This is a genomic window from Phocaeicola fibrisolvens, from assembly GCF_025567125.1.
Taxonomy (GTDB): Bacteria; Bacteroidota; Bacteroidia; order Bacteroidales; family Bacteroidaceae; genus Phocaeicola; species Phocaeicola fibrisolvens.
The window spans coordinates 16,557-29,624 of sequence record NZ_JAOQJI010000048.1; the positions used below are offsets into that span (position 1 = coordinate 16,557).

The 13,068-nt window shown below is 43.8% G+C and carries 8 protein-coding genes; 3 read left to right on the top strand and 5 right to left on the bottom strand.

What is annotated here, in order from left to right:
• The first annotated feature begins 439 nt into the window (after positions 1-439).
• On the top strand, positions 440-2,119 hold the full coding sequence (locus OCV81_RS14950; protein ID WP_262640395.1) for a fimbrillin family protein: 1,680 nt from the start codon (positions 440-442) through the stop codon (positions 2,117-2,119).
• A 190-nt stretch (positions 2,120-2,309) separates the two neighbouring features.
• Here OCV81_RS14950 and OCV81_RS14955 read toward each other — a convergent pair whose 3' ends face one another.
• Positions 2,310-4,211 (bottom strand): TlpA family protein disulfide reductase, encoded by a 1,902-nt coding sequence (locus OCV81_RS14955; RefSeq protein WP_148330745.1) that lies wholly within the window; start codon positions 4,209-4,211, stop codon positions 2,310-2,312.
• Between the two features lie 232 nt (positions 4,212-4,443).
• On the opposite strand from OCV81_RS14955, the gene OCV81_RS14960 reads away from it, so the two are divergent.
• Complete coding sequence (locus tag OCV81_RS14960; protein ID WP_148330746.1) at positions 4,444-7,182, top strand: TonB-dependent receptor; 2,739 nt, start codon at positions 4,444-4,446, stop codon at positions 7,180-7,182.
• Positions 7,183-7,203: 21 nt separating this feature from the next.
• Positions 7,204-9,093 (top strand): choice-of-anchor J domain-containing protein, encoded by a 1,890-nt coding sequence (locus tag OCV81_RS14965; protein WP_148330747.1) that lies wholly within the window; start codon positions 7,204-7,206, stop codon positions 9,091-9,093.
• A gap of 201 nt (positions 9,094-9,294) precedes the next feature.
• On the opposite strand, the gene OCV81_RS14970 is transcribed toward OCV81_RS14965, so the two are convergent.
• From OCV81_RS14970 to OCV81_RS14985, 4 genes are all read right to left on the bottom strand, one after another.
• Positions 9,295-9,573 (bottom strand): hypothetical protein, encoded by a 279-nt coding sequence (locus OCV81_RS14970; RefSeq protein ID WP_148330748.1) that lies wholly within the window; start codon positions 9,571-9,573, stop codon positions 9,295-9,297.
• 297 nt (positions 9,574-9,870) lie between these two features.
• Positions 9,871-11,196, bottom strand: a complete 1,326-nt coding sequence (locus OCV81_RS14975; protein ID WP_148330749.1) for a retropepsin-like aspartic protease — start codon at positions 11,194-11,196, stop codon at positions 9,871-9,873.
• A gap of 58 nt (positions 11,197-11,254) precedes the next feature.
• Positions 11,255-12,655, bottom strand: coding sequence for a leucine-rich repeat protein (locus OCV81_RS14980; RefSeq protein ID WP_148330750.1), 1,401 nt, complete (start codon positions 12,653-12,655; stop codon positions 11,255-11,257).
• Positions 12,656-12,735: 80 nt separating this feature from the next.
• Positions 12,736-12,963 (bottom strand): carboxypeptidase-like regulatory domain-containing protein, encoded by a 228-nt coding sequence (locus tag OCV81_RS14985; protein WP_148330751.1) that lies wholly within the window; start codon positions 12,961-12,963, stop codon positions 12,736-12,738.
• Between the last annotated feature and the right edge of the window lie 105 nt (positions 12,964-13,068).

Here is a 13,068-nt window from a genome sequence, read left to right on the forward strand (position 1 = left end):
AGACAAACTGCAGTCATCCATAAGATTCTACTGATTTTTTTCATGTCAAAAATAATTAGGGTTAGGGTGCTAAAGATACAGAGATTTTTCTATTTCTCAAATCGGATAAGAATTTTATGCAGGACCAAGGGGACGAAAGATTAAAGCAAATGGATGAGGATGTGAAAAGTCATGGAAAGAAATATTCTTTCCTCGACACGAACGTGATGAGGTCTTGTCACGTTCGTGATGAGAGGTCGTCACGTACGTGTCGAGGTGTTGACACGTTTGTGTCGAGGTATTTGCGTAGGAATTTTCTTTCATGTCTTCCGGGGGGTCTGTTCAATGGTATCGTAATAAATATTAAAATACCAGCTTAGGTAAAATCTTTTTTTGATTCTCTTTTGTTCTCTTGTCATAAAGACAAAATTTATTGTTAAATACCAAGAACCTGAAAATGATGAAAAAAATCGTATACCTTACAGCCTTTCTGGGCATTATCGTGTACCCCTTTTGTATGACTTCGTGCTCTAAAAGTTTGCCTGAGACTGAAATTTCGTCCTCTTCGGAGGGCCGGATTGACTGGAAGATGGAAGTGGAAACATCACGGGCGGCAATGAATGTCGACGGAAGCGGTCGTTTCGAGGAAGGAGATACGATTATGGTTCATACCCGTAACCTGAAGGATGGTCACATGCAACATTATGCTCTGTGTTTGTCAAACGGGAAATGGATGCCTGAACTTTATTGGACGGAAGTGGGAGAAGAGGTAGAATTTACAGCCTGGCATGTGGCCTCTGCGCGTCGTTTGTATCAGGCGAGCCAGACTTCGTCCGATTACCTTCATACGCTGGCGACCGACCAGCAGGGAGAAGGGTATCGTCGTTCGGATTTGTTGTGGGCAAAAGCTCGTGTGAAGGCAGGCGAAACAGTGCAACTGCATTTCACGCATGCGTTGCATCGTTTGCATCTTATATTGGAGAGCAAGGATGCGTCATATACCGCTACGCAGTTGCAACAGGCTGAAGTGCAAGTGTATACGCCTTGTCAGCTTTCATTTACTTTGGGCAATGGTACGTGGCAGAATCCATCCGGCTATCAGTGGATTACTCTAGCCATCCAGTCCGATGGATCTCGGATGGCATTGTTGAGTCCACAGGAAACGGAGGCGTTGCGTACCGATGGTTGGATTCGCATTCGGATAGACGGGCAGGAAATTACGGTAAAGGCGCCCGAGTTGGTGAACGGGAAACCGTTTGACAGGTTGGAGGCAGGCAAGGAGACGACTTATCGGTTGAATTTGCAAAAAGACCATTCTTCTAAGCCGGATGCTTTTGCCGGAACCAGTCTTTGGGTATATGGAGTGAAGCCACCTGCCGACGGACAGTGGAATGTGGACCATACGCAGTTGCCTTGGGCGGAGGGTTGCGGCTGGTTTGACTGTAACAAGGTGGATCCTTCAGATGTATCGCCTAGTGGCGACGGACTGATGTGCTGGGCAGCAGCAACGTCAAACCTGATACATTGGTGGCTGCAGCAGAACCGTGAAACGGAGGCATTAAAATCTTATACAGGTCCTCAAGCTGTGCCTTCCGATATGTTACACAGCGAGATTTTCCAGCTGTATAAAAAGCATTTTTCCAACCGGGGAGCTTATCCGCTAAAAGCCATTAACTGGTTTTTCAACGGAGTGTTCTATCGGAAATTGTATGATACAGACCGGCCGGATCCTGCAGCCGGATTCTTCCGTGCACAGTTGGGTTCCCATTCGCTGGGTGCGGAGTACGTGGGCATGGATTTGAAGCGCGACCGTTTTAATGCGATTATCAAGCAGGCATTGTCTTCGCAACAGGGTATTCTGTTCATTGTGAATATCGGAAAAGCATGGTCCACTCATGCGGTGACTTTGTGGGGCGTAAAGTTTGATGCGGACGGGCTGATTGATACCCTTTACATGGTGGACAACAACGATGGTCGTTACGATAAACAGGGCACTATCCGGGAAATGAAAGTGAAATATCTTCCGTACTCCAACACGAATCCGGATTTGTATCCTTATGTGCCCAACAGTTTAGGCGATTTTACCATCCGCATCGAGTCGCTCTGCACCTTGAGTCTGGGGCGGGAATGGATAAAGTAGGGTAGAGAAGCGGGTGGCTCTTTGGCCGCTCAAACCTTTTGCATACGGAATAACGGAATACCTGAAAAAAAGAAGGCCCACTCATTCACCTTGTTTTGTGCGTGAATGAGTGGGCTTTTTCAGTTATTTACGGCATGTGCCGCTTTTATCTTCTCATCTGTTTTCTGGCACTCACCTGATACGTTTGAGATTATTCAATCATTTTCTTCAAGGTACTCTTCATGACTTCGTGGTTACGGAAATCGTTGCGGAGCTGATAGTGTCCGGACTTGTCCACCAGCACATACGAAGGAATACCGTCAATCTTGAATTGTTCGCAGAGATATTTCCATTGCTCGTCGTTCAGGCGGAAATGTTTCCCCTTGATGTTTGGAATCGCCTGCTTGTAAGCGACGAGGGGAGACGTTTCGTTGGCAAGGTAAATCCATACCAGGTTGTCGCTCTTCAGTTCCTGCTCCTTCAGCGGCTCGTTGGCACGGATGGCCATGCGGCAAGGCCCGCACCAGGTGTTCCAGAAATCCACCAGGACGCCTTTTCCCTTGTAAGGTGCGATGAGGGCTTCGAAGAGTTTGTCAGGGGCTACTTCGGGCGTCTTTTCGATGACGGCCTTTCCTTCTACCGCTTTGAGTGCAGCCTGTGCGTTTTCCTGCATCTTCAGAATCGCATCCCGGTAGAACGGGTTGTGTACGCCTTCAAGCGTGTGCCGGTCGGCCTCTGTCAGTGAGATATTCGCGGCTTTCTGTACCAAGGGAAAGACCCGTTGCAGGTCTTCGGCGAAGGTGCCTTTCAGTCCCGCTTCCTCGGGCCAGGCAATGAGTGGGTTGGAGAAACAAGAAGCATAGTACATGATATTTTCTCCCATCAGCAGTTGCTCGTCGGCGATAGGGAAGAGCTTGCACAATGCGGCGCGGTTTTCGGCCGTCAGCGAGTCAATCTTCAGGTCCAGCGGTTTGTTGCGGTCCCACTGGTTGTGTATCATCCGGTAATTATAGGTACGGATGGCGTCGCCTTGCGCCATGGCTTCCACTGCTTCCTGTTTCAATTTCAGCAGGGCCAGTTCTTTGCCCACCGGTGGCAGGCTGCTTTGTGCGATACTGTCGGAGAGTGACTGGTAAAGTTGGATGACATGCTGGGTATATTCGGCGGCCGTCATCTTGTAGTCGGCAAATTCCCTTGAATAGAGATTCATGCTATAAGGTTTATCCGGATACAATACGGGAGAGGTCAGGCTGGCGTATGTGCCTGTAGCGTAACATCCCGGTATACTTTTGAAGGGAGGAGTTTGTTTTCTCTGCGTCCGGCGGTCCATGAGCATCTGTCCGCTTTGGTGCATGTCGATATACAAGTTAATTTCTTCGCCTGGAGCCAGCCAGAACCTGTTTACCCCTATTCCTGCAAGCACAAAAGCCTGTGCGGAGCCATACTGCCAGAACTTGAATTCAGCTTCTCCCGTATTCGCATTGATAGGGGCTGTGTAAGACTGCTGGCCGTTCAGCAGGGTATTGACATAGAGATTCACTTCCTTTGCCAGTTCCTTCCGATAGCCTGAAAAATGGACGTGTACCACGGTTTCGCCCATCTTGAACAGGGGAGCGGGAAGGGAAGAAGGTACGGCCTCGTTCGCACGGATGACTTCGGCCGGGATGTCGGACGGCAGGGTGGCTTCCGTTTTTCCCGTCAGGTCAATGCCGAACAGCTTGAAACAATCGTCGCAATCGGATTCGATGAAGTCGAACGAGCGTGTGTTTTGGGGGAGAGGTTCAAAGCTCAGTCGGAAGGAGGCCTCTCCCGTTTCGGGCATCCAGAAAAGAGAATCGGCTTCAATGCCCTGCGTGCCTTTCAAGGCATATTTCTTACCGTCGGCTTGCAGGTAAGATTCGGAACTGATTCTAATCCAGTAGTGCGGGCGGAAATAGGCGTCCGTATAGAGCACTGTAGCCGTGTCGCTCAGTTCCACCTTCGAAATGTCGAGCGTCATGGTGTTGGCTGACTCGATGAAGGGGTTTTCTACGCTTCTGGGAGCGGGCGTGTTTGCTGCGGTGGCCAACCATGCGGTGGCGGCCAATGCCAGTAGGGTCATTTTATTTTTCATGTGGATTCAGGTTTAATTGTTTGTGTAAATATAAGGAAAGCTTTGTACAGGAAAAAGAAAAAAGTTAGAAATGTAAAGGAAGCATGTACCAAATTGATGAAAAAAAAGTTTTTTCTTTCCTAAAAAATGTCGTGTATATGTAATATTTATTTGAATTATATTCGCTACCTTTGCACTAAGAAACATTTATTAATGTTCAATTAACACTATTCTTTTAACTAAAAACAGAATTATGAAAAGAAACCTAATTCATTTCCTGTTGATGGCCGTGATGGCTGTATGCAGTGTGTCTGCTTTTGCTCAGACTACTACAGTGAAAGGTCAGCTTGTTGACTCAGAAACAGGCGAACCTTTGGTCGGTGCTGCCGTTATAGTGGAAGGTCTGTCACAAGGTTCAGTGACTGACATTGACGGCTACTTCAAGCAAAGTGTGGCTGCTAATTCTACATTGGTATTCAAGTATGTAGGCTACAAAGATCTGAAACAGAAGATTACCCGGAAGGGCGCTTCTGTCGATTTGGGAATCATCAAGATGCATCCCGATGCAGTCATGTTGAATGATGTGGTGATTACTTCTTCCGTGGCCATTGCCCGTAAGACTCCGGTAGCTGTATCGACAGTAGCACCGGTGTTTATCGAGGAGAAATTGGGAACAAAAGAGTTTCCGGAAATTCTGAAATCGACACCTGGGGTTTATGCCACTAAACAGGGAGGAGGTTTCGGTGATTCTCGTATCAATATGCGTGGTTTTGAATCGGAGAATATTGCGGTGATGATAAACGGTGTGCCGATGAACGACATGGAATGGGGTGGCGTTTATTGGTCCAACTGGGCCGGACTCTCTGATGTGACTCGCAGTATGCAGACGCAGCGTGGTTTGGGTGCCTCCAAAGTGTCAGCTCCTTCAGTAGGTGGTTCAATCAATATTGTGACCAATTCGGTAGAGGCCAAGAAAGGAGGGTCCGTTTCTTATGCGATGGGAAATGACGGATACAATAAAATCATGTTCAATGTGTCGACAGGTATGAGCAAGTCGGGATGGGCTTTGACACTGTTGGGTGCCAAGACTTGGGCTGACGGATATATTCAGGGAACGGAATATGAGGCTTACAACTGGTTCATCAACATTGCAAAGCGTATCAATGACAATCATCAGCTGTCGTTTACGGCTTTCGGAGCTCCCCAGTGGCACAACCAGCGTAACAACAACGACGGACTGACCATCGAAGGCTGGCAGACACTTGCCAAGAAATACATGAACGGGGACAGTCCATATAAGTATAATCCTACTTATGGCTATGGCTTGAATGGGGAAAGAAAAACGTCTGCCCGCAATGCCTATCATAAACCTCAGCTTTCGTTGAATCATTTGTGGCAGATTGATGAAAAGTCATCTTTGAGTACAGCGCTTTATGCTTCTATCGGTAATGGATATGGATATGCCGGACAAGGGCTGGAATCGACCGACCGGAGTAACTGGTACGGTGCTTCTTATGGTACGTTGAATACGACTTTCCGTCACGAGGATGGTACGTTTGCTTATGATGAGATTTATAAATTGAATCAGGAAAGTGAAAACGGTTCCAGAATGGCCATGTCGAAGTCTTACAACAAACATACCTGGATTGGTTTGCTTTCTACTTATACGACGAAGTTTGGTAAGAATATCGACTTTTATGGGGGTGTAGATTTCCGTTATTATAAGGGTGTACATACCAATGAACTTTGTGATCTTTATGGAGGCGACTATTTTATAGACTCTTCTTCTCGTCAGAATGTACTGGTTGCCAACAATGCCGCTGCAGCTGCCGGCAGTGCTTTCGTCAATCAGAAGTTGCAGGTAGGTGATGTGGTCTATCGTGACTACGATGGATATACAGTGCAGGAAGGGGTCTTTGCGCAGGCTGAATACAATAAGGATAAGCTGAGTGCGTTTGTGGCTGGTTCTATTTCGAATACGGGTTACTGGCGTTACGACCGCTTCTACTATGATGCGGATCATGCGAAATCAGAAACTGTCAATTTCCTGGGCTGGACAGTGAAAGGTGGTTTGAACTACAACCTGACTGAAAATCACAACCTGTTTGCCAATATCGGTTATATCAGCCGTGCTCCTTTCTTCTCGGGAGGCGCTTTCCTGCAGTCTACTACAAGTAACCTGACCAACCCGGATGCGGTGAATGAGAAAGTGTTCTCGGCGGAATTGGGTTATGGCTTCCGTTCTAAATTCCTGACGGCAAACTTGAACCTGTATCACACCAAGTGGATGAACAAAACGATGAGTCGTGGTATCGATTTGAAAAATGGCGAAGGTGTTTTTGTAGACCGTATCAGCATCAACATGAGTGGGGTCAATGCGATTCACCAAGGTGTGGAACTGGATTTCGTGGCGAAACCGTTCAACTGGCTGGATGTGCGTGGTATGTTCTCTATGGGTTTCTGGCGTTGGGACTGTGATGCCAAGGGTTATTTCTACGATTCTACCGGACAGCCTGTAAAGAGCTGGACAAACCAGGGACAGATTACACATGCTTCCGGTATTCAGGCTGAAGACCATGCTTCGATGACCATCCATCTGAATGGTACGAAAGTGGGTAACTCGGCTCAGACTACTGCGGCTTTGGGACTGGATGCCAAGATTACTAAAGACCTGAGTGTGGGTGTAGACTGGAACTATTATGGCCGGAACTATGCGGAATGGTCGTTCAACTCCAATGATTTGGTGGCCAACGGAGAGAAGTCGTATGACGATCCATGGAAGATGCCGGATGCAAATGTTTTCGACTTGAGCGCCAGATATCGTTTCAACATCGGAAAAATCAGTGCGACACTTTATGGTAACATCGACAATGTATTCAATCAGGAATATATCACGGATGCCATTGACGGTGCTTCACACACCTGGAAGGATGCCCGTGTGTTCTACGCATGGGGCCGTACTTACAGCGTGAGACTGAAACTTAATTTTTAATCTCTAAAGTTGGTGGAATTTATGAAAAGAAACTATATAATCCCCGCAATGGCATCGTTGCTTATGTTAGGTGCTTGCGATTATAATGAAGATAACTTTGAGGGACTGGACAAAATGACCCGCCCTACCAATGTCTTTAAGAAAGACTATACTCTGACGGATGCAGATTATGCAACAATTGCCAACAACAGTACCAACAAGGCGCTTGCCGAAGCTGCCGGCCTTTCCGGCGAACTGTCGGCACTGAAGACCTCATTGACCTTTACCGATGAATTGCCGGGCACGGAATATATTCCTGCTTTTCTGGCAGCTACCTGGTATACGGGGGATGACGGTTCTGCAATCAAGGTTACTTATAACCAGCGGAGAGCATCTACTGCTACGGAGAAAGCGCTTAATGCAGCCTCTATCTATAGTGTCAGCAATGAGGACTATGAAACGGCATGGGAGGGTGCCAAGAATACCTTCTTTACTCCCACAGAAAGTGCTTCCAAGCATGTGCCGGGTATCTTGAAAACGAAGTATCCGGAAGCAGCCAATGGGGACATGGTATTGGTGGACTACAATTATTCGGAACAGGAACCGAGCGGGGACGCTCCGGCTTTGAGCGAGGGCTTCGACGGACAGACGAACGGTGAGAATGTGGCCATTGACGGATGGCACAACGTGACGACCATAGGTACGTATGCCTGGCAGGCCAAATCGTACAGTGGTAATCTCTACATACAGCAGAGTGCTTACAAGCATGACGGTGAGTTGGAATCTTATATGATTACGCCGGCTGTGTCCATCGAATCGGGCATGAAACTTACTTTTGATGCTTGTTATGGAAATTACAAGGCAGAGGGTGGCCGTCTGTCAGTGCTCTACAGTGAGAATCTGTCAGATTTTACGAAAGAAGCCATTGATGCCGCTACGTGGACAGATATCACGTCTGCCGTGAATATACCGGTTCCCGATGGAACTTATGGTACATTGGCTAATGTATGTGACTATGATCTTTCTACCTTGGCCGGCAAGAAAGTTTATTTTGCATTCCGTTACAACGGCAATTCAAACAATGCTACGACTACTGTGCAACTTGACAATGTGGTAGTGAAGAAGGCGGCAGGAACCAGCGATTTGAAATCGACTCAAGTGAGTGACCTCTTCCAATTCAATGGAACCGATTGGAAACTGTTTACCGGCGCTCTTTCTTTGGATGCGGCAGACTATAAGGCTATGGGCAGCAACTATGGAAACTTGGACAGCTCCATGGCCCCCGACAATTATTTGCCTGTTTACCTGTCACAGCGTTATCCTTATGCACAGGAAGAAGATCAGTATACGGTGGCCTACAAATACTATGACGGAAAGAGTAACAGTGTGAAATGTGCTACTTATATGATGCAGGCTGGCAAATGGGCCACTACTACAGTGCAGGTACTCACTAATCAGTTTGTGCTGACAAATGGCAAGTGGAACTATGACCCCAGCACGGTAATTGATTTGCCGGTAGAGAAGGGAAATGCTGAAGTTTCTGCCTTCTATCAGGCAATCACGGACTGGGTAAAGGAAAATCATCCTGAATATGTCACAGGGTATGGCAACAATGATTATTACTATGGTGGCTCAGCTTATCAGAATAATTTTGACTTCCGTGTGAGTGCATGGAAAGGCCAGGGTACTTACAATGACATGAGTGATGCCGACATTGAGAAACTGATGTGGGAGCGTCTGCCGGAAGCTTTCCCGCACGCGTTGGAAGCTCTTTACGGTTCTGTCACTCCGGTAGACGGTATCGATGTGATTTACACGATTAATTTTGGAATTTACGATGGTAGTGCGACGGTAACCTGGACGATTCAGTACAAGGTGGTGGCTGCCGGTAAATTTGAATATGTGGCTGAATCCTTGAAGAAAGTAGAATAAAACGTGAGTATGATATAAAATCAGAAAAATGATAAGTTGCCCGTCATTGAGTCCAATGGTATCAATGGCGGGTTTCTTTTTGAAGAAACAATGGGCCGTGATAGCCGAACGAGGAAGATTGCGATCAATCTGGTGGTTGCTGTGTCTTTTCTCCGGTAGGGGAAAAAAGTGAAGTGCGTAAGTTTACTTTTTCTTACTCTGTCAGTAATCATCCTCCCCGTTAGGGAATAGCGCTCTGCGTTCTGCTGCTGCATCGAAAAACTCATACTCGTCTTTCACCTTGGCTATCAGTTGAAGAATGTTGGTTATCAGTTTACGTTCCGAACTGCGTGCTGCGGGCAGGTAGTCCTCTAAGTCCTGTTCCATCGTGCAGACTTCTTCTTCAAATTCGTTAATGTCGAAACTTTCGTCTTCCAGCAGGTCATTGTCCAGCGCATTCTCCATGCGCTTTTTTAGTTCCAGTAAGTCATCTCTGTTCATTGTCATCATATTTTGTGCCATAAAGATAAGAAGATTATTCTTATGTTGTAAAACTTTTTAGTGTCTTACTGGCTAGGAGGATAAATCCTTATAGGGGTCTAATTCCTATGAAACAAATTCTTTAACATAGCGTAATTATTAGTGTTCACTAAAAAATCATAGGAATTCTTTACTCAATATAGCTATCTGTCTCATATATTAAAATCTGTTTTAAATTATTTATAATCGATTATAAATTAATAGGCTAATTGGGGTATTCTATATTTTGAAATTCTTTCTTACTTGCAAAATCTACTCTTATTCAAATGTCGTTAATACAAAATTAACCATATTGAATCGTATTTTCCCAAAAAGCATCAGTGATTTTAGCCCTAAATTGCATTGATAAGAATATAATATACCACCTGTATTCTTTTCCAATAAAACTACCATTTCAGGTACAGATAATTGATTATTCCCTAATTCAAGTTCTATGTTTTGTATTCGATAACACTCCGATATATGTACACCTCCAATTCCTGCACCTCTGATAGTATCTAATTTACAATGAGTAGTGATGTATTCTTTGTTATTCTCAAAGAATCTTTTGTCTAACGAACCATAGGAAGCATCACCGGTATCAATGTTCATTAACATTTTATTGCCTTGTACGATACCCTTGCTCAATAAATTCATACTGGATGAAAAACACATATTTGGGAACACTTGACTTCGTTTAGGAGCGACTGATGGAATTGTAATTTTATGATTAACAAAATCAATGGTCAGGTCTTTGAGTTGTAACATCAGTTCGCTACCGACAACAATATTGAAACAATCAATATATTTGTCTGCCTCTTCGTTGTTGGTTGTTATATTTATGACATAAAAAGGAACATCTGTAATAATCATATCTCCAATTTTTAATTCCTTTGCTATTGCGTAGTTCCCATTTTGTATACCTACTCCCCCAACAGTACTTGATGCTTCAAGTGGAATTAAATTATATTTAAGGGCTAATGATTTTGAAATAATATTTACTCCTGCTCCTGTGTCAAAAGTAATATCAGCTTCAACTCCATTGATATAACTGTCTCTTAGATGTATTAATACCGAATTATTCTTTTCTGGACCAACAGGTACAATCTCAAATGGAATAGTTCCTGCCGAATTTTCAAATGTGATTTTATATGGATTGTATTTAGATAATGCTTCGTATTGATTGATAAATTGCTGAACACCTACAATGGTTGTACTATCAAGATGAGTGCGTATTGAGTCAAGAGTTGAAGATAACATTTTTGCAGCAGCCTTATTATCTCCAATCCTGCTTAAGTCCATTGCAAACATCATAGAAGAATTGAGTAGATTGCCAAGATCAAGATTTTCTGACTGAGTGTTGAATAATTCCGTAAACGCAGGAATAGAAACATCCGGACGATTTAGCCTATTTCCTATAAGGCAACGAGAATATATTTCAAAAAAATCGCTGATTGAATCTCTGGGTTCTGTTTGATATAAAGAATCCAATGCAAACCAGTCTGAATTATTCATTGCATCGGCTATTTTTTCATCTGAACTTTGACTATATCCCAATGAAAACGAACCTAAACATATCCATAATGTAAGAATGAGTTTCTTCATAATCTGTTGTATTATTGTTTAACATTGTCACAACTCTCTTTGTTAGGATCTATCCTATCTATTCTTCAACTATTTCTTTGAAATTACTCCAATTACGAGTGTTTCTATATAAGTCAGCAGTTCCTTTGGGCACAAAAAGAGCGCATTCTTCTGTGTTAGGAACAATCCTTACCGTAAGAGGTTCTTGCCATTTAAGATGCAAACGTGAAACAGAACATCCAAGAAATGCTTCACTGGAAATGGTCATTACAGTCATGGGAATGGTTAAATCCTTCAATAAAGACCCGGTCGTAAAAGCCTGATTCCCTATTGACGAAAGGTTTGAATCATCATTGATTTGTATATCTTCCATTCTCAAACAATCATAGAATGCCTTGCTATTGATTTCCTCCACTGAATTGGGTATTTGAACCTTATTTAGGTTTTTACACCCTTTGAAAGCTGACATCCCGATGATTTTCAGTCCTTCAGGAAGGATTATTTCTTTGAGATTAACCGCATTTGTAAATACATCGGAAGGAATTTCTCCATATAAGAAAATGTCTTCATACCTCTTTGACGGATTCCAACCGTAATACTCGAATGGATTTTTATCACCGGCAACAATTGTACATTCTGAGAGGTCAATGCTTACAGGATTTTGTGCATAGCTATTTTCCTGATTTGATAATAAACTTTTTATGACCGGAAAATCGAGACCATTGACCGGGCCGATAATCTTAAGAGAACGTATGCGGTTTAGGTTGCTGGCTTCATTTCCTAAAAGAACCTGAAGGCTTCCCGGCTTTTCAACTGATATTTCCACATTTTCGCCCAATGAAGCTGGCTCTTGAATAATGCAAGGACCACAATTATCAACAGCCGATTGGTTATTGATTTTAAAATCCAAAGACGCAATTCGTCCTAATCCATCGTTTTTTTCAAAGGTCAAGGTTATAATGTATTCATTATCATTGGCAGCTGTAACTTTTTCTACCTTTATCCAATCCGTGTTTTCAGGGTATATCTCGGCAACTGGAAGAGAGCCGGCTTGTACCTTGACGCTCATTTCTCCTTTCCCATTATGAAGATAGTAGCAATTATTTTCAGGGACAACGCGGGGAATACCTTCTTGCGTAATGTGAATAATGGTTGTTTCGCCTTTGGAGCTAACAACCACAATGCCCTGCCGGGACGAAATGTCGGGATTTTCCGAAATGTTAACACGTAATTCTCCATTGCCGTCAATGAGTGAAATGGAAGTATCAATCCATGCCTCGTCTGACGAGACCGAAATATCGGAACTCTTTGTTGTGAATTTCAGGACGGTTTCTGTCTTGTCGGAGGTAAAACTAATTCCCTCTTTTATCAGTGCCAAAGCATCCTGAGACCACGAAATCTTTTCAAACTCTTCATCATGGCAACTTGACATGAATGCAGAAAGCACAATACTCAATAAATAAAATGTTATTTGTCTCATATATTAATTAGCCTTAATGTTATTTATTCGTTTGACAATAAAAAAGTGGACGAGCTATTGAAATTTTTACTGTACTTACATTAAATCTCAGTTGAATACATTTTCACTTTGTTTTCCGTCGAAAAATAAAATATTCCATTTTCATCGCTTGTACAACCTGCTATAATCGTGCTGTCTGCAGCTTGACATAAGACGACATTGGCAAATACGATACTTTGTCCATCACTATCTACCACTGTACCTGTAATGGATTGTGCCCAACTGAATATAGGTGTGAGCATAAGGATACAAACTAAATACTTTTTCATTTCTATTGATCCTTAATTCCGCAACACTATTACAAATATAACTTTTTAAGTACCTGAGCAACAAAAAGTTGCTCAGGATTTTGCCATGTCAGATTTTTCACCTAT

Excerpts from the sequence above, each read along its gene's own strand:
- OCV81_RS14975 (WP_148330749.1), bottom strand. The coding sequence starts at position 11,196 with ATGAAGAAACTCATTCTTACATTATGGATATGTTTAGGTTCGTTTTCA.
- OCV81_RS14950 (WP_262640395.1), top strand. The coding sequence starts at position 440 with ATGAAAAAAATCGTATACCTTACAGCCTTTCTGGGCATTATCGTGTAC.
- OCV81_RS14965 (WP_148330747.1), top strand. The coding sequence starts at position 7,204 with ATGAAAAGAAACTATATAATCCCCGCAATGGCATCGTTGCTTATGTTA.
- OCV81_RS14985 (WP_148330751.1), bottom strand. The coding sequence starts at position 12,963 with ATGAAAAAGTATTTAGTTTGTATCCTTATGCTCACACCTATATTCAGT.
- OCV81_RS14980 (WP_148330750.1), bottom strand. The coding sequence starts at position 12,655 with ATGAGACAAATAACATTTTATTTATTGAGTATTGTGCTTTCTGCATTC.
- OCV81_RS14970 (WP_148330748.1), bottom strand. The coding sequence starts at position 9,573 with ATGAACAGAGATGACTTACTGGAACTAAAAAAGCGCATGGAGAATGCG.
- OCV81_RS14960 (WP_148330746.1), top strand. The coding sequence starts at position 4,444 with ATGAAAAGAAACCTAATTCATTTCCTGTTGATGGCCGTGATGGCTGTA.
- OCV81_RS14955 (WP_148330745.1), bottom strand. The coding sequence starts at position 4,211 with ATGAAAAATAAAATGACCCTACTGGCATTGGCCGCCACCGCATGGTTG.